A 15,446-nucleotide genomic window follows, 5' to 3' on the forward strand; every position below is an offset into this window, starting at 1 on the left:
GGACCGGTTTTCCGAAAAGATCATGCTCAAATAGCGAGTCGCCGGGTGCAGGGCAGTTTTGTGCTATTGGTATGGCGTTGAGCAGCAAATCCTTCTAGGATTGCCGCCGCAAACGCGAGTCTGTTCCCCTTGGTCTTTTCCGCAACTCAGAGCGTGCTTGGGCTGGCATCGGGCATGCTGGTCGGCTTTTCGCTGGGCCTGGTCGGCGGCGGCGGGTCGATCCTTGCCGTGCCGCTGATGGTCTATGTGGTCGGGGTGCCGCAGCCGCATGTCGCGATCGGCACCTCGGCGATCGCGGTCGCGGCCAATGCCGCGATCAACCTGTCCAACCACGCCCGTGGCGGCACCGTGATCTGGTCCTGCGCGCTGGTGTTCGCGCTGTCAGGCATGTTCGGTGCCTTCGGCGGCTCGATCCTCGGCAAGATGCTGGACGGGCAGAAGCTGCTTGCACTGTTCTCGATCGTGATGCTTGTGATCGCGGGTTTGATGCTGAAGAGCCGCGCGCGGGTCGGGCTGACCGACGTCAAAATCTCGATGTCCAACATGCCTGCGATCATTGGCCTCGGGCTCGCCACGGGAACCATGTCCGGCTTCTTCGGCATCGGCGGCGGCTTTCTGATCGTGCCGGCCCTGATGCTGGCGACCGGTATGCCGATCATGAACGCGGTCAGTTCCTCGCTGGTGGCCGTCACCGCCTTCGGCGTGACCACGGCCTTGAGCTATGCGTGGTCCGGGCTGGTGTCGTGGAGCCTGGCGGGGCTATTCGTCGCCGGCGGCATCGCGGGCGGGCTCCTCGGCACCAGCAGCGCCCGGCACCTGTCGGAACGCCGCGGCGCGCTTAATATCGTGTTTGCGACTGTGATTATCGTCGTGGCGATCTATATGCTGCTGCGTAACATCAATGTGTCCTGAACGTAGAAGGGCGAGCAGCCCTTGCGAAAGCCAGCTATGAACCACCTGACGAAATCCCCTCTCGACAATGCCGGCGCCACCCGCCGCGACGCGCTCGGCCTCGTCGGTGCCGGCATCGCGCTGCTGGCCGCGCGAGGCGCGCGCGCCGAGGACGACAATGTTCTGACCGAGGAGCAGGTGCTGCGCGATCCCGATATTCCGGTGATTGGCAATCCCAAGGGCGATATCACGATCGTCGAATGGTTCGACTACAACTGTCCGTATTGCCGCAAGCTGGCGCCGGAACTCCGTCAGGTGGTGCAGGACGACGGCAAGGTCCGCCTCGTGCTGAAGGATTGGCCGATCCTCGGGCCGGTGTCCAAGGTCGCGGCGCGGATGGCGCTGGCGGCGAAGTACCAGGACAAGTTCGACGTCGCGCATGAGGCGATGATCTCGGTCAATTCGCGCATCACCGAGCCGCGGATCGCCGAATTGCTTTCGGGCGCCGGCCTCGACATGGACCGGCTGAAGAAGGACCTTGACGCCAACGCCAAGGCGATCGATGCGATCCTCGCCCGCAACAACGAACAGGCGATGGCGTTCGGCTTCAACGGCACGCCGTCATTCATCGTCGGCAAGTATCGCGTGCCGGGCGTGCTCAGCATGGATCAGTTCGAGCAGGTGATCGCCGACGCGCGCAAGGCCAATATGGGCCGCAAGACCGAGCAGAACTAAGGCGCGCTAAAAGCGCGATGACATCAAGAAACGTCGTCGCGCTTCAGATTCTTGGCGCTTCAGCTTCTTGTTTGCGCATGATCTCCGCGCGAATGCTATGCATTTGTCGCGAGGGAAAACCGCTTCGCACTTTTCCGGATCATGCTCTGGCGTTCACTTACGCGGAGCCCTTGCGCTTGGCATAGGCGCGCCGCGCGCGCTCGCGATTGCCGCATACTTCGCTCGAGCACCATCGGCGAGTCCGGTTCGGGCTCTCGTCGACGAAGAACCAGCCGCAGCCGTCAGCCTCGCAGCATCCGATGCGGCCCGCATCATCGGACGCCAGCAGGGCCGTCAGCGACCACAGCACCGGCCACAATGGCTCGGTCACGTCGGTCCCCGCAAACGCATGGCGATAGCCGCGATCCTGCCGCACGAGGTCGGGCTGCCGCGGAGCCGCCGACAGCATCCGATTGACGAGACGGAGATCCACGCTGCGGCCACCGCGCAGCGCGTCGGAAATGCTCCAGATGTCGCGACGCAAATCATGCGCCTTCTGCATCGCGGCCACGGCAGCGCTGCTCGCCGAATGCGCTTTCAGCTTCCTGATCGCTGCGAGCGGCAAGGTCCCGCGGCGTTCGCTCCAGGACAACAGCGCAGCGTAGTCCGGGATCAGCTCCTGCGGATCGCTCGACGTCCGCCAGTCGAGCGTGTTCGCGAAGTCGAGGCAGACCCGCCCACCGAAGAACTGTGTCGCTGCCCGCGCGGGATCCCTTGACATCACGGCCTCTTACCAAGTTTAATCTAACGGTCATGACCATTACAAGTGCCCAACCGTCTCGACGCATCCCAACGATGACGACAGCCGGATTCCGGCGGGGCCTCGTCGCGGCCTTGCCGTTCCTGCTCAGCAATGGCGCCGCTGGCCTCGTGATGGGACTGACCTACAAGGGACTTGGGCTCGCGGCGCCGGAAGCGATCCTGTTCAGCCTGCTCGTCTACTCCGCCACCGCCCAGGCGATCACGCTGAGCATGTGGGCGAGGCCGTTGCCGGTTGCCGCCATGGTCGTTGCCTGCATCGCCACCAATGCACGATACTTACTGATGGGCGCCCATCTGCGCCAGCTGTTTGGCGGATTCGCGCCCCGGAAGATCTTGCTCAGCCTGTTTCTGCTCGCGGATGCGTCGTGGCTGATGACGAGTTCGGATGCAGACCGCAACGGGCCCGACGCGGGCTATCTACTCGGATCGAGCATCCCGATGGCGATCGGCTGGGTCGGCGGCACCGCACTCGCCTATGCCGCCCCGGTCGCAACCAACGGATCGTTGAAGCTCGCCGCCGCGCTGCTACCGACGATGTTCATTGCGACCCTGCTTCCCAGCCAGTGGAAGAACGCGCGATCGCCCTGGCCGTGGCTGACCTCGGCCGTCGCAGCGCTTCTCGTCGCCCGGTTCGTGGATTCCAGTTGGTCCATGCTGATCGGAGGCGGATGCGGCACGCTCGTGAGCATGCTGGAGCGGAAGGATGGATGACCTGCAGGTGCTCGGCGTCATCTGCATCCTCGGCATCACCTGCTATGCGATGCGCGCCGGTGGATACGTCCTCGCTGCGTCGATGCGCGACGACGGTATCGCCGCGCGCTTCCTTCGGCTCGCGCCCGGCAATCTGTTCATCGCATTCATTGTTGGCGGCTGCCTGTCCGGCGGGCTGGCAGGTCTCGTCGGGACGATGGTCGCGCTGGTGACAATGGCCATCACGGCGAGGGAATGGGCCGCGTTGGGTGCCGGCTTTGGTGCGGCCTTGGCGGCGTCCTCGATCGGGCTGTGACGTCAGCGGTTACTTCGACGCGATCTTGTCCCACTGTTCGCGGGTGCGCGTCTTCAGCAGGTTCCAGTCATGGGCTGCGACATCCCAATTCACGATGGTGCGGGTATCCTGTGCCACTTCGCCGTTGGCGACGCTCGACGTCCGCATCGAATCATAGACATAGACGCCGCAAACCAGCAGCAGCGCGCCCAAAATCATGCCGAAAAACGTCCGCATTGCTTCATCCCTCCGGTGTCGGCGGGATAACGTCGTGGTGGCAGCGGTGGTTCCGGTGCTTGATCAACTGCGCGCGAACACCCGCATCACATAATCGATGAACACGCGCACGCGCGGCGAAAGCTGTCGGTTGCGCGGATAGAGCAGGGACACCGGCACCGACGGCGGCGGGCATTGCTGCAGCACCGGGATCAGCGTTCCGTTTGCCAAATCAGTCTCGGCGTGGAAACGCGGCACCTGAACGAGGCCGAGACCGAGCCTGGCGCTCGCCAGATAACTTTCGGGGCCAGTCACCGACATCGGCGCCGGCAGCGGAAACTGCTTGAGCGCGCCGTCGATCACGAACTCCATCGGGCGCAAGCGTCCGGTCGTCAGGGAGCGAATGCCGATCATGCGATGGCCGTCGAGCGCGAACGGATCGCTCGGCATGCCGAAGCGTGCAAAGTAATCCGGCGTGGCACAAGTCAGCCGCTCCAGCATCGTGACCTGCCGCGCGATCATGTCGCTGTCGGGCAGCCTGCCGAAGCGCAGCACGCAGTCGACGCCTTCGCGGATCAGATCGATGAAGCGATCGCTCTCGCTCATGTTGATCTCGATATCAGGATATTGAGCGAGGAAGCCCGGCAGGTTCGGCAGCAGGAAGTGCCGCGCCAGGGTGCCCTGCACTTCGAGCCGCAGCAGCCCCTTCGGCCGCGCGCCGCCGAACGCGCCTTCGGCGTCTTCGAGGTCGGCGATCAACGACAGGCAGCGGCGGTAATGCGCCTCGCCGTCGAGCGTCGGGCGCACCGTGCGCGTGGTGCGCTCGAGCAGCCGCACGCCGAGGCGCGCTTCCAGCCCCTTCACCGCGTCCGTCACAGTCGAGCGCGGCAAGCCGAGATCATCGGCGGCCAGCGAAAAGCTGCGCCGCTCCACTACCCGGCTGAACACGCGCATCGCGTCGAAACGGTCCATTTATTATCCGCAAATAACGAATAGTGATGCCAGAAAATGCATGATTATCCGGATAATTCCAAGGCCTAGGGTCCCTCCATCGAACGCGGCTCGGCCGCACTATCGGATGGAGACTGAAAAATGACCAACCAAGCCAACAAGGTAGCTCTGGTGACGGGGGCCTCGCGCGGAATCGGCGCGGCGGTTGCCGAACGCCTTGCCAAGGACGGCTTCACCGTCGTCATCAACTACTCCGGCGACGCCAAGGCCGCCCAGGCGGTGGCCGACAGGATCGAGGCCGCCGGCGGCCGGGCGCTGACCGCGAAGGCCGATGTCAGCGACGCCAGCGCCGTGCGTGGCATGTTCGACGCGGCGGAAGCGGCATTCGGCGGCGTCGACGTGCTCATCAACAATGCCGGCATCATGAAGCTCGGCAGGATCGCCGACAGCGACGAAGCGGCGTTCGACCAGCAGGTCGCGGTCAATCTGAAGGGCAGCTTCAACACCATGCGCGAGGCGGCACGCCGGCTGCGCAATGGCGGACGCATCGTCAACTTCTCGACCAGCGTCGTCGGCACCAGGCTCGAGAGCTACGGCATTTATGTCGCGACCAAAGCCGCGATTGAATCGCTGACCGCGATCCTGTCGAAGGAGTTGCGCGGCCGCGACATCACCGTGAATGCCGTCGCGCCCGGTCCGACCGCGACCGATCTGTTCCTCAACGGCAAGTCGGACGAGCTGATCGAGCGCTTCGCCAAGATGGTCCCGCTGGAGCGGCTCGGCACGCCTGACGACATCGCGAACGCCGTGTCGTTCCTCGCCGGTCCCGACGGCTCCTGGATCAACGGCCAGACCCTGCGCGCCAATGGCGGCCTGGTCTGACGCTCGCACACCTTCAACCCAGCACTCGGTCAACCCGATTTCAAAAGGATACGTGTCATGAAACAGGTCATCGTCATCACCGGCGCTTCGAGCGGCTTTGGCCGCCTCACCGCCAACGCGCTCGCCAGGGCCGGCCACACTGTCTACGCCTCGATGCGCCACACCACCGGCCGTAACGCCGCCGCGGTCGCCGATATCGAGGAGTTCGCTCGCGACAACAAGGTCGACCTGCGCGCGCTCGAGCTCGATGTCGGCTCGCAGGCGTCAGTCGACAAGGCGATCGCACAGATCGTCGCCGAGGCGGGCCGCCTCGACGTCGTCATGCACAATGCCGGCCACATGGTGTTCGGACCGGCGGAGGCGTTCACGCCCGAGCAGCTTGCCGAGCTCTACGACGTCAACGTGCTCTCGACCCAGCGCGTCAATCGCGCGGCGCTGCTGCAGCTGCGCAAGCAGGGCAGGGGACTTTTGGTGTGGGTGTCGAGCTCCAGCTCGGCCGGCGGCACGCCGCCTTATCTCGCGCCATATTTCGCGGCGAAGGCCGGCATGGATGCGATGGCGGTGATCTACGCCCGCGAGCTCTCGCGCTGGGGCATCGAGACCTCGATCATCGTGCCCGGTGCCTTCACCGGCGGCACCAATCACTTCGCGCATTCCGGCCGTCCCGCGGACGAAGCGCGCGTCGCCGAATATGAAGCCGGTCCCTATGCCGGCTTCGGCGACGAGATCATGAAGGCGTTCGCGGCGATCGTGCCCGAGGATGCCGACGCGTCGCTGGTTGCGGACGCGATCGTCAAAGTCGTCGACACGCCGTTCGGCAAGCGGCCGTTTCGTGTTCACATCGATCCGACGCAGGACGGTGCCGAGGTCGCATTCGGCGTGATCGACCGCGTCCGCAACGAGATGCTGCACCGGGTCGGCTCCTCCGATTTGCTCAAGCCGCGGGTGAATGGGTAGCTTGCGCTTTCGATCCACGGCAGGGATGGGATCGTGCCACGGGCCCTCCATCACCGTCATCCTGAGGTGCGAGCGGAGCGAGCCTCGAAGGATGCACGGCCCCGATGCAGCCGCGCGGCCGCAGCCGGGCCGTCGACCCTTCGAGACGCGCTTCGCGCTCCTCAGGGTGACGGGAATAGGGCTACGCAACGCAGCTAAAGCCCGGCGGCGTATCAGACGCTGTCGGCCCGCTCGCCGTTCAGCCACCGAAAAATCTCGGCATTGATCTCGCGCGGATAGGTGTGGCTGAGATCGTCGATCTCGCGATAGGTGACCCTGGCGCCGGCGGCCGACAGCAGGCCTTGGGTCTGGCGCGCGGTCTGCACCGGGAACATCCAGTCGAGCCGGCCATGGGTGATGAAGATCGGCAGGCCGCGCAGCCGCTCCGCATCGGCCATCTCGGCCATCAGCGGATGGAAGGTGGCCGCGACCGGCGCCAGATGCGTGAAGCGCGAGGCGCCGTCGAGCCCGCTCACATAGCTGAAGGTGCCGCCATCGCTCATGCCGGTCAGCAGCATGCGCGTCTCGTCGATCTTCCAGCGCGTGCACACCTGGTCGACAATGCGGTTGAGGTTCGGCGTGTCGGTGTCGTCGCCCATCAGCGCCCAGGTCTGGCCGGTCGCGGTCGGCGCCACCAGGATGGCGCCGCGGCTGCGGGCATCGCGCAGCCAGCTCCACAGGAAGCCGCGGCCATTGCCGCTGCCGCCATGCAGCGCCATCACCAGCGGCCAGGTGCGATCCGGCGTGTAGTACTCCGGCACATACATCGAGAAGCCGCCGCGGCTGCCCGGATCATTGCGCTCATGGAAAATGCCGGTGTCGGCGTTGGGCGTCGCCGCGAGCTTGGCCTGCAGCTCGGCATCCTCGCGCAAATCGGGCGCGATGAAGAAGCCGCTGACCGGCGGCAGTTCGGTCAGCGGATAGAGCGCCTCCTGCGCCCGCGGCAGATAGCGCAGCGCGCGGAATACGCTGACCAGGTCGCCTTCGCCGTTCTGCACCGCGCGCAAGCCCGCATAGCCGGCGAGCGCCGGTTCGATCGCGGCCTCCAGCGCGGTCTTGATGTGCGCGAATTTCTCCGGCCAGTCGGCGAGCCGCGGCCGCACCGCCTGCAAGGCCTCTTCCGGCTCGCCCGCGATCTGCATCACGCGGTCGAAATCCGGCGGGTTGAGATTGCGCGCGACAAAGGACAGCGATTCCAGCGTCTGCAGCAGCGGCGGCAGCACGGCCACGATGTCGTCAACCACGGCCTCGCTCATCGCCGCTGCCTCTTCCGTTTTATATTAATGCAGCTGCGGCGCCTTCAGCAGCTTCATGCGGTCGATCGAGCTCAGCGTGACGTCGAAGGTGACGCCCTCGTGATAGACGGTCAGCGGCACGTCGACGCCGGCCGCGCCGAGCGACCAGAGCTTGCGGTAGAAGCCGGTCTGGCTGGTCACCTTGTCGCCGTCGACCGCGAGGATCACGTCGCCGGTCTTCAGCTCGGCGCGCGCCGCCGGTCCCTTGCTGGCGACGCCGACCACCACGAGGCGGTTGTCGATCTCGGTCGTGTACATGCCGAGCCACGGCCGCGCCGGCCTGTCGACACGGCCGAACCTGCGCAGGTCGCTCAGCACCGGCTTGAGCAGATCGATCGGCACGATCATGTTGACATGTTCGGCGCGGCCCGAGCGTTCGCGCTCGAGCTGCAGCGAGCCGATGCCGATCAGCTCGCCGGCATTGTTGATCAGTCCGGTGCCGCCCCAGTTCGGATGCGCCGGATAGGTGAAGATCGCCTCGTCGAGCAGATACTCCCAATAGCCCGCGAACTCCTGCTTGGCCGCGATCTGGCTCGCGACCGAACGGGTGCGGCCGCCGGCGCCGCCGAGCACCACGTTGTCGCCGACCTGGGTCGCTGCCGACGAGCCGATCGGCAACGGATCGATGTCGAGCCGTCCGAGCGCCTGCACCAGGCCGAAGCCGGATTCGAAATCGAAGCCGAGTGCGTGGCCTTCGACCGCGCGGCCGTCGCCGAGATGCAGCCACACCGTCGCGGCTTCGGTGATCAGATAGCCGATCGTCAGCACCAGCCCATCGTCGATCAGGACGCCGTTGCCGGCGCGCTCGGTGCCGAGCGTCTCGGCGCTGAACGCGTCAGGCGGAATGATCGAATGCAGCCCAACCACACTCATCAACGCACGATCGAGGTCGTAGCGGTAATCTTCGGAGCGGGGCTGAAAGGCCGCTGGCACTTTCCATTCGGTGGTGGAGGGCATCCGGGATCTCCTGGCGCGCAGCGTGCTGGAACCTCATGGTAGTCCGAGGTTCTGCCGGCAGGGAAGATGGAATGATATACCCTGCGCGGCGGCCTGCACAGCTCATCTGGCGTGCAGACCAGCTCCTCGCAAGATGAAGTGAACCTATTCGCTTTTCGCCGTCGCGCGCGCGGGCATGATGCGGAAGCTGCGGTTGTCCTTGATCCACGCGGCGCGCTCGTCGCGCAGCATGGTGCGCCGGACCTTTCCGGAATCGTCGCGCGGCGCGGTGCCGACGCGCTCGAAGCTTTCCGGATGCTTGTAGCGACTGAGCCGGTCCTTCAGGAAGTCGCCCATGCCGTCAGCGATCTTCTGCGCATCGGCGCTCTCGGCGAGCTCGAGGATCGCATGCACGCGCTGGCCGAATTCCGGATCAGGCAGACCGACCACGACGCAGGAGCGCACCTCGGGATGCTCGCTCACCGCGGCCTCGACCTCGGCGGGATAGATGTTGGCGCCGCCGCGCAGCACCATGTCGGCGAGCCGGTCGCCGAGATAGAGATAGCCTTCCTCGTCGAGACGGCCGATATCGCCGAGCGATTCCCAGCCATCCGGCCGCCGTTTCGGCGTGGCGCCGAGATAGTGATAGGTCGAGCCCGCGCCGTCGTTAGGCAGGAAGTAGATCTCGCCGGTCTCGCCTGGCGCGACATCGTTGCCGTCCTCGCCGATGATGCGTAGCTTCGCGGTCTCGCCGATCTTGCCGACCGAGCCCTTGTGCGCCATCCATTCGACGCCCGAGATCACGCAGGCGCCCTGCCGCTCGGTGCCGCCATAGAGCTCCCAGACCCGCTCCGGCCCGAGCCATTCGATCCACTTCTCCTTCAGCCAGGGCGGCATCGGAGCCGCCATGTGAAACACGATCTGCAGGCTGGAGACGTCGTAGCGGTTGCGCACCTCGTCGGGCAGCGCCCAGATCCGGTGCATCATGGTCGGCACGAAGTTGACCCACTGCACGCGCTCGCGCTCGATCAGCCGCAGCGTCTCCTCGGCGTCGAACTTCACCATGCCGGTCAGCCGTCCGCCGCCGAACAGCGCCGCGTGCGACAGGATGAACGGCGCGTTGTGATAGAGCGGGCCCGGGTTGAGCAGCGACGCCTCAAAAGGAATCCCGAGCATCAGCGGCGTCGTGGTTTCGATCACGGCGGGGTTGTGATCGAGGATCACCTTCGGCCGCCCGGTCGAGCCGCCGCTGGTCATCGCCTTCCAGTAGCGCGCAACGGGCGCATCGAGCGACTCCCCGGAAAATCCCTCCGGCGCGAAATTCACCGGCAGCGAGTTCGGCGCATTCCAGTCTGCCTCGCCGCCGACCACCAGCGACGGCTTCAAGATCTCGAGCACGGCTGCGGCCTCGCCGCGCGGCAGCCGCCATGACAGCGAGGTCGGCGTCGCGCCGCATTTCCACACCGCAAACGTGGTCTCGAAGAACGCGTTGCTGTTGGGCAGCCCGATCGCGACGAAATCGCCCGGCTTGACGCCCTTGGCGGCGAAGGCGCGTGCCCGCGCATTGGCGCGGCGCTCGAGCTCAATCCAGGTCAGCGTCTCCGCGCCGTGACTGACGGCGATCGCGTCGGCGGGCTTGCGTTCGGCATACCAGCGCGGCACGTCGGCGAGGGGGATCAGCATGGGTCGTTTCCGTCAGAAGGCGGTTTGAAGCGCTCTTGTTGCAGGGATGTGGCCAAGGCCACGGCCGCACTTCACCAATAGTGCGGTCTCCGTGTCAAGCCGACAGCTGCCGAGGCAGCCGGTATCCTGCTGATGGAATTGCAGAATCCATGTTTGGTAAAAGCCGGAGCAAGATTCCGGTAAAGTTCAAGCGATCGCGCTAAGCCGGACTTTACGGGGGAACGGCATTGTGGCCGGTGCGATTGTGTGCCGGGCGCGTCGATCGACCCGCGCGGTCTTCAAGTTTTCAATGACCAATGTCTTCAAGGACGACGACGATGGCGAGCAATGGAGCACGGATCAAGGTCAGTCGCGAGCCGCGGCGCCAGCTCAACAATCGTGCCGCATGGATCACCGTCGATGACGGCGTGACCGAGAACGCCTGCGCCGTGGTCGACATCTCGCCGGGTGGTGCCAAGATCACCACCGAGGTCGAGCTCGAGGTGAAGGATCGCCTTGCCCTGACGCTGCTCGCCGACCATGCCAAGCGTTATCCCTGTGAGGTGGTCTGGCGCCGCGGCAAGACTTACGGCCTCAAATTCGTGACCGCCGAAGCTGAGCCGGATGGACCGGTTGCGGAGCCGGTTGGCGCGATCTGACGCGGCGGATCAACGGATCAGCGGTCGCTCGGCCAGGCCAACGCCGATCGCATAGGCCCGGCGTCGACGGCTACTGCAAGCATGCCGCGCCTCAGCGTCCCTGCGCGTTATTGATGTTGTTAGCGTTGCCGGCATTGCCGGTCGTGCCACCGGGAGCGGCCGGTGCCGCGCTGAAGTTGCCGCCGGACGACGGTGCATAGCGCTGGCCGGTCTGGGCCGGAAGTGCGGTCCCGCCGACGCCGTTGGACGACGCGGCGCGGTCGCCGGGCCGCGGCGGCGGCGCGGAGCCTCCGGTGGCCTGCGCGAGAAGCTGGGCCGGCGCGAGCGTCAGGCCGGCGGCGAGGATGATGGCGAACTTGCTCTTGAACATGTGCTGGTCCGGATGGTGCGGTGAGGCTGCAGCGGAGGCGACACCCCGCCAAGCCTGCACGATCATACATCAAATAACGTAGGCGGTGTTGGTTGCGTTCCCAGAGGCTGCCGCCCAATCGGAATGCAAATATCCGTGTGATGGATCCCGACGGCGATCACGGTGCCGCGTCGTCCCTGCTATCCCCGATAGCGCAGCGCATCGACCAGCAGGGCGAAAGCCGGCGAGGATTGCCGGCGGCTCGGGTAATACAGGTGATAGCCGGGAAACGGCGCGCACCAGTCGTCGAGCACCTGCACCAGCTGGCCCTTGGCGAGTTGCGCATGCACCTGATCCTCGGCGACATAGGCGAGCCCGAGCCCGGCGAGCGCCGCCCTGATCCGCAGCGCGGTGCTGTTGAACACCAATTGTCCGTCAACGCGGACCTTGATCGGGCGTCCGCGCTTCTCGAATTCCCAGGCATAGATGCCGCCATGGGTCGGCAGGCGAATGTTGATGCAGGCGTGCTGCGTCAGGTCCTGCGGCCGTTTCGGACGGTCCCGCCGCTTGAAGTACGACGGCGCGCCGACCACGACCATGCGGAAGTCAGGCGCGATCCGCACTGCGATCATGTCCTTGGCCAGCTGCTCGCCGAGGCGAACGCCGGCGTCAAAGCGCTCCGCGACGATGTTGGCGAGCCCGTTGTCGACCGTGATCTCCACCTTGATGTCGGGATAGCGCGGCAGGAACTTCTCCAGCGCCGGCCACAGGATGGTCTCGGCGGCGTGCTCGCCGGCGTTGATGCGGATGGTGCCGGCGGGCTTCTCGCGCAGCGCGTTGAGCGCGGCGAGCTCGGCCTCGATCTCCTCGAAGCGCGGTCCGATGCCGGCCAGCAGCCGCTCGCCGGCCGCAGTCGGCGCGACGCTGCGCGTGGTGCGGGTCAGCAGCCGCACGCCCAGCCGTTCCTCCAGCGCGCGCATGGTGTGGCTGAGCGCCGATTGCGACACGCCGAGCCGCGCCGCGGCGCGGGTGAAGCTGCGGTCACGCGCCACCGCGAGGAACGCGATCAGGTCACTGACGTCATGTCGTGGCATTGATGAATCCAGCTCATAAGTCCATCCCGATTTTTACGTCTAATGGCGCAGGCGTGCACGCCCTAAATCCCGCAGCGGCAGGTTCCAGTCCTTGATGCGGAGAGACTTCATGCAGAAGCGTAAACTCGGTGACAGCAATCTGGAGGTATCGGCGATCGGCCTGGGCTGCATGGGCCTCAGCTTCGCCTATGGCCCGGCGGTCGAGAAAGCCGCAGGCATCGCGCTGCTGCGGGGGGCCGTCGAGCGTGGCATCACCTTCTTCGATACTGCGGAAGTCTACGGTCCCTTCGTCAACGAGGAACTGGTCGGCGAGGCGCTGGCAGGCGTTCGCAACGACGTCGTGATCGCCACCAAGTTCGGCTTCGACATCGGCTCCATGGCCGAGCGGCACCGCTCGCTGAACAGCCGGCCCGAGCACATCAAGGCGGTCGCGGACGCTTCGCTGAAGCGGCTCAAGATCGACGTCATCGATCTGTTCTATCAGCACCGGGTCGATCCCAGCGTGCCGATTGAGGATGTCGCCGGCGCCGTGAAGGACCTGATCGCCGCTGGCAAGGTCCGCCATTTCGGCCTGTCGGAGGCCGGAGCACAGACCATCCGCCGCGCCCATGCGGTGCAGAAGGTCACGGCGTTGCAGAGCGAATATTCGTTGTGGGAGCGCGGGGTGGAGGCGGAGATCCTGCCGCTGCTCGAAGAGCTCGGCATCGGCTTCGTCGCGTACAGTCCGCTCGGCCGCGGCTTTCTCACGGGTGCGATCAGCGCGTCCACGACCTTCGCCAGCGACGACTTCCGCAACCTCGTGCCGCGCTTCACGCCGGAAGCCCGCCGTGCCAATCAGGCGCTGGTCGATCAGCTCGGCCGGATCGCCGCCGGCAAGGGCGCGACGGTCGCCCAGATCGCGCTGGCCTGGCTGCTGGCGCAGAAGCCGTGGATCGTGCCGATCCCGGGCACCACGAAGCTCAATCGGCTCGAGGAAAACATCGGCGCCGCGCTGATCGAGCTGAGCTCCGCCGATCTCGCCGCCATCGCCAAGGCCGTCACCGCCGTCGAGGTGCAGGGCGCGCGCTACCCGGAGCAATTGCTCGGGATGGTCGGTCGCTGAGGGAGGAGTACGTCAATGCGAGGTCGTGTTTTACGAGCCCCCGCAATTGTGGGTGAGGTGAGCACGCCCCTCAGGCTCCCTCTCCCCTTGCGGGAGAGGGTGGGGAGAGGGGTGGCCCCGGGCGAGATGATCGATGAGCATCGCTCTCGCAACTTGTTCGCTTGTCTCCGTGACGATACGGAGAGGGAGCGTCGTGTGGCACCCCTCTCCCTAACCCTCCCCCGCAAGGGGGGAGGGAACCCTACCGCCGTCGGCTCCCTCACGCGCGCGCGTGCCACTGCTGCGTGATCAACCTCATCGTCGTCCTGGCGAAAGCCAGGATCTATTACCCCAAATGCTCGCTGCTGCGCGACGTTGGGAGCCGATCAGCGTTCCGTCAGCTTCAGCTCGATGCGGCGGTTGCGCTTGTAGGCCTCTTCGGTCTGTGCGGTGTCGAGCGGCTGGAATTCGGCGAAGCCGGCGGCGACCAGGCGCTGCGCCGGCACGCCGAGCGAGACCAGATACTGCACCACCGAGATCGCGCGCGCCGAGGACAGTTCCCAGTTCGACTTGAACAGCGGGCTGTTGATCGGTCGCACGTCGGTGTGACCGTCGACGCGGAGCACCCAGGCGATCTCGGCCGGGATCTGCTTGTCGAGGTCGATCAGCGCGCTGGCGACCGTATCGAGCTCGGTCTTGCCTTCCGGCAGCAGCGTCGCCTGGCCGGTATCGAAGAAAACTTCGGACTGGAACACGAAGCGGTCGCCGACAATGCGGATATCGGGGCGGTTGCCGAGGATCGCGCGCAGCCGGCCGAAGAACTCCGAGCGGTACTTCGACAATTCCTGCACCCGTTGCGCCAGCGCGACGTTGAGGCGCTGGCCGAGATCGGCGATCCGGCTCTGCGAATCCTTGTCGCGCTTCTCCGAGGCGTCGAGCGCCTCTTCCAGTGCGGCGAGCTGGCGGCGCAGCGCGCTGATCTGCTGGTTCAGCACCTCGATCTGCGCCAGCGCGCGCGACGACACGGCCTTCTCGGAGTCCAGCGCCTTGTTGAGCTCGTTGGCGCGGCCCTGCGCGTCGTTGCCGGAATTGGCGAGCCCCTCATAGAGCCCCTTCATGCGATCGCGCTCGCCCTCCGCTGAGGCGAGGCCGGCGCGCAGCTGCGACACCTGGTCGTCGAGCGTCAGCTTGGAGAGCTTCTCCAGCGACAGCAGGTCGTTGAGCTGGGCGATCTTGGCGGTGAGCTGTTCCAGCGCCTTGTCCTTGCCGGTGACTTCCTGCGACAGGAAGAACTGCACGACCAGGAACACCGACAGCAGGAACACGATCGACAGCACCAGCGTCGACAATGCGTCGACAAAGCCGGGCCAGTAGTTGAAGCCGGATTCGCTGCGGCGCGAGCGGGCGAGGGCCATTCGGTTTCCCTTCTTCTAGAGCGTTTTCAAGCGAAGTGGACACCGGTTCGCATGGAGAAAACGCGTCAAAACAATATTCCAGAGCCCCGCTCCGATTTCATCGGAGCGGAAAAGGCTCTGACGGAGTCAGTCTTGCGGCGCATGACAGACGGCCTCGATGTTGTGGCCGTCGGGATCGAGGACGAAGGCGCCATAATAGTTCGCGTGATAGTGCGGCCGCAGGCCGGGCGGTCCGTTGTCCTTGCCGCCGGCCTTGATCGCGTCCGCGTAGAAGCGATCGACCGTGACACGATCTGCCGCAGTGAAGGCAACGTGCGCGCCGCTCTGCGGGGTCTCGCGCATTCCGATCCAGAAGAAGGCCTTCGGACGGACGCCATAGCCCGCGAAATCGGTGCCCTCGGCATAGAGTCTGACAATGCCGAGCGCGCGCAGCGCCTGATCGTAGAACGCCTTCGACTGCTCGATATCGCGGATGCCGATGGTCACGTGGTCCAGCAC

At 65.7% G+C, this 15,446-nt stretch carries 18 protein-coding genes; 8 read left to right on the forward strand and 10 right to left on the reverse strand.

All coding sequences use genetic code 11. The features are described 5' to 3' along the window. Nucleotides 1-174 precede the first annotated feature (174 nt). Entirely contained in the window at nucleotides 175-912 is a 738-nt protein-coding gene (locus XH92_RS05665) for a sulfite exporter TauE/SafE family protein (protein WP_194458358.1), read from the forward strand. 36 nt (nucleotides 913-948) lie between these two features. Then, the gene (locus XH92_RS05670) at nucleotides 949-1,626 is read left to right on the forward strand and encodes a DsbA family protein (RefSeq protein WP_194458359.1); all 678 of its coding nucleotides are present in this window, start codon (nucleotides 949-951) and stop codon (nucleotides 1,624-1,626) included. A 157-nt stretch (nucleotides 1,627-1,783) separates the two neighbouring features. Here the strand turns inward: XH92_RS05670 and XH92_RS05675 are convergent, their stop codons facing one another. Then, nucleotides 1,784-2,386, reverse strand: a complete 603-nt coding sequence (locus tag XH92_RS05675) for an ABATE domain-containing protein (RefSeq protein WP_194458360.1) — start codon at nucleotides 2,384-2,386, stop codon at nucleotides 1,784-1,786. Nucleotides 2,387-2,460: 74 nt separating this feature from the next. Between XH92_RS05675 and XH92_RS05680 the strand changes: the two genes are divergently transcribed. Next, nucleotides 2,461-3,138, forward strand: a complete 678-nt coding sequence (locus XH92_RS05680) for an AzlC family ABC transporter permease (protein ID WP_194458361.1) — start codon at nucleotides 2,461-2,463, stop codon at nucleotides 3,136-3,138. Next, complete coding sequence (locus XH92_RS05685; protein ID WP_194458362.1) at nucleotides 3,131-3,433, forward strand: AzlD domain-containing protein; 303 nt, start codon at nucleotides 3,131-3,133, stop codon at nucleotides 3,431-3,433. Before XH92_RS05680 ends, XH92_RS05685 begins: the two co-directional genes overlap by 8 nt. A gap of 9 nt (nucleotides 3,434-3,442) precedes the next feature. Here XH92_RS05685 and XH92_RS05690 read toward each other — a convergent pair whose 3' ends face one another. Then, nucleotides 3,443-3,649 (reverse strand): hypothetical protein, encoded by a 207-nt coding sequence (locus XH92_RS05690; protein ID WP_176533628.1) that lies wholly within the window; start codon nucleotides 3,647-3,649, stop codon nucleotides 3,443-3,445. A gap of 63 nt (nucleotides 3,650-3,712) precedes the next feature. Beyond that, nucleotides 3,713-4,600, reverse strand: a complete 888-nt coding sequence (locus XH92_RS05695) for a LysR family transcriptional regulator (protein ID WP_194458363.1) — start codon at nucleotides 4,598-4,600, stop codon at nucleotides 3,713-3,715. A gap of 120 nt (nucleotides 4,601-4,720) precedes the next feature. Between XH92_RS05695 and XH92_RS05700 the strand changes: the two genes are divergently transcribed. Next, nucleotides 4,721-5,461: an SDR family oxidoreductase gene (locus tag XH92_RS05700; protein WP_194458364.1), complete on the forward strand. Its 741-nt coding sequence runs from the start codon at nucleotides 4,721-4,723 to the stop codon at nucleotides 5,459-5,461. Between the two features lie 57 nt (nucleotides 5,462-5,518). Further along, nucleotides 5,519-6,418: an SDR family oxidoreductase gene (locus XH92_RS05705; RefSeq protein WP_194458365.1), complete on the forward strand. Its 900-nt coding sequence runs from the start codon at nucleotides 5,519-5,521 to the stop codon at nucleotides 6,416-6,418. Between the two features lie 212 nt (nucleotides 6,419-6,630). On the opposite strand, the gene XH92_RS05710 is transcribed toward XH92_RS05705, so the two are convergent. The 3 genes from XH92_RS05710 to XH92_RS05720 form a co-directional block, all read right to left on the reverse strand. Beyond that, nucleotides 6,631-7,713: a phospholipase gene (locus tag XH92_RS05710; protein ID WP_194458366.1), complete on the reverse strand. Its 1,083-nt coding sequence runs from the start codon at nucleotides 7,711-7,713 to the stop codon at nucleotides 6,631-6,633. Nucleotides 7,714-7,737: 24 nt separating this feature from the next. After that, nucleotides 7,738-8,709: a S1C family serine protease gene (locus XH92_RS05715; RefSeq protein ID WP_194458367.1), complete on the reverse strand. Its 972-nt coding sequence runs from the start codon at nucleotides 8,707-8,709 to the stop codon at nucleotides 7,738-7,740. A gap of 144 nt (nucleotides 8,710-8,853) precedes the next feature. Further along, entirely contained in the window at nucleotides 8,854-10,371 is a 1,518-nt protein-coding gene (locus tag XH92_RS05720) for an AMP-binding protein (RefSeq protein WP_194458368.1), read from the reverse strand. A gap of 317 nt (nucleotides 10,372-10,688) precedes the next feature. On the opposite strand from XH92_RS05720, the gene XH92_RS05725 reads away from it, so the two are divergent. After that, complete coding sequence (locus tag XH92_RS05725; protein WP_194458369.1) at nucleotides 10,689-11,009, forward strand: PilZ domain-containing protein; 321 nt, start codon at nucleotides 10,689-10,691, stop codon at nucleotides 11,007-11,009. 91 nt (nucleotides 11,010-11,100) lie between these two features. On the opposite strand, the gene XH92_RS05730 is transcribed toward XH92_RS05725, so the two are convergent. Both XH92_RS05730 and XH92_RS05735 read right to left on the reverse strand, forming a co-directional pair. Beyond that, on the reverse strand, nucleotides 11,101-11,379 hold the full coding sequence (locus XH92_RS05730) for a hypothetical protein (RefSeq protein WP_194458370.1): 279 nt from the start codon (nucleotides 11,377-11,379) through the stop codon (nucleotides 11,101-11,103). Nucleotides 11,380-11,558: 179 nt separating this feature from the next. Next, entirely contained in the window at nucleotides 11,559-12,452 is an 894-nt protein-coding gene (locus tag XH92_RS05735; protein ID WP_194458371.1) for a LysR family transcriptional regulator, read from the reverse strand. Nucleotides 12,453-12,561: 109 nt separating this feature from the next. Here XH92_RS05735 and XH92_RS05740 point away from each other — a divergent pair, with 109 nt between their 5' ends. Continuing rightward, nucleotides 12,562-13,554, forward strand: a complete 993-nt coding sequence (locus tag XH92_RS05740; RefSeq protein WP_194458372.1) for an aldo/keto reductase — start codon at nucleotides 12,562-12,564, stop codon at nucleotides 13,552-13,554. A 365-nt stretch (nucleotides 13,555-13,919) separates the two neighbouring features. On the opposite strand, the gene XH92_RS05745 is transcribed toward XH92_RS05740, so the two are convergent. Then, entirely contained in the window at nucleotides 13,920-14,948 is a 1,029-nt protein-coding gene (locus tag XH92_RS05745) for a peptidoglycan -binding protein (protein ID WP_194458373.1), read from the reverse strand. Nucleotides 14,949-15,074: 126 nt separating this feature from the next. Beyond that, nucleotides 15,075-15,446, reverse strand: coding sequence for a VOC family protein (locus XH92_RS05750; protein WP_194458374.1), 372 nt, complete (start codon nucleotides 15,444-15,446; stop codon nucleotides 15,075-15,077).

It is taken from the genome of Bradyrhizobium sp. CCBAU 53421 (genome assembly GCF_015291625.1).
Taxonomy (GTDB): Bacteria; Pseudomonadota; Alphaproteobacteria; order Rhizobiales; family Xanthobacteraceae; genus Bradyrhizobium.

What these genes read in the sequence shown, in the direction of transcription:
- XH92_RS05665 (WP_194458358.1), top strand. Translation starts at nt 175, where the DNA reads ATGCTGGTCGGCTTTTCGCTGGGCCTGGTCGGCGGCGGCGGGTCGATC.
- XH92_RS05670 (WP_194458359.1), top strand. Translation starts at nt 949, where the DNA reads ATGAACCACCTGACGAAATCCCCTCTCGACAATGCCGGCGCCACCCGC.
- XH92_RS05675 (WP_194458360.1), bottom strand. Translation starts at nt 2,386, where the DNA reads ATGTCAAGGGATCCCGCGCGGGCAGCGACACAGTTCTTCGGTGGGCGG.
- XH92_RS05680 (WP_194458361.1), top strand. Translation starts at nt 2,461, where the DNA reads ATGACGACAGCCGGATTCCGGCGGGGCCTCGTCGCGGCCTTGCCGTTC.
- XH92_RS05685 (WP_194458362.1), top strand. Translation starts at nt 3,131, where the DNA reads ATGGATGACCTGCAGGTGCTCGGCGTCATCTGCATCCTCGGCATCACC.
- XH92_RS05690 (WP_176533628.1), bottom strand. Translation starts at nt 3,649, where the DNA reads ATGCGGACGTTTTTCGGCATGATTTTGGGCGCGCTGCTGCTGGTTTGC.
- XH92_RS05695 (WP_194458363.1), bottom strand. Translation starts at nt 4,600, where the DNA reads ATGGACCGTTTCGACGCGATGCGCGTGTTCAGCCGGGTAGTGGAGCGG.
- XH92_RS05700 (WP_194458364.1), top strand. Translation starts at nt 4,721, where the DNA reads ATGACCAACCAAGCCAACAAGGTAGCTCTGGTGACGGGGGCCTCGCGC.
- XH92_RS05705 (WP_194458365.1), top strand. Translation starts at nt 5,519, where the DNA reads ATGAAACAGGTCATCGTCATCACCGGCGCTTCGAGCGGCTTTGGCCGC.
- XH92_RS05710 (WP_194458366.1), bottom strand. Translation starts at nt 7,713, where the DNA reads ATGAGCGAGGCCGTGGTTGACGACATCGTGGCCGTGCTGCCGCCGCTG.
- XH92_RS05715 (WP_194458367.1), bottom strand. Translation starts at nt 8,709, where the DNA reads ATGCCCTCCACCACCGAATGGAAAGTGCCAGCGGCCTTTCAGCCCCGC.
- XH92_RS05720 (WP_194458368.1), bottom strand. Translation starts at nt 10,371, where the DNA reads ATGCTGATCCCCCTCGCCGACGTGCCGCGCTGGTATGCCGAACGCAAG.
- XH92_RS05725 (WP_194458369.1), top strand. Translation starts at nt 10,689, where the DNA reads ATGGCGAGCAATGGAGCACGGATCAAGGTCAGTCGCGAGCCGCGGCGC.
- XH92_RS05730 (WP_194458370.1), bottom strand. Translation starts at nt 11,379, where the DNA reads ATGTTCAAGAGCAAGTTCGCCATCATCCTCGCCGCCGGCCTGACGCTC.
- XH92_RS05735 (WP_194458371.1), bottom strand. Translation starts at nt 12,452, where the DNA reads ATGCCACGACATGACGTCAGTGACCTGATCGCGTTCCTCGCGGTGGCG.
- XH92_RS05740 (WP_194458372.1), top strand. Translation starts at nt 12,562, where the DNA reads ATGCAGAAGCGTAAACTCGGTGACAGCAATCTGGAGGTATCGGCGATC.
- XH92_RS05745 (WP_194458373.1), bottom strand. Translation starts at nt 14,948, where the DNA reads ATGGCCCTCGCCCGCTCGCGCCGCAGCGAATCCGGCTTCAACTACTGG.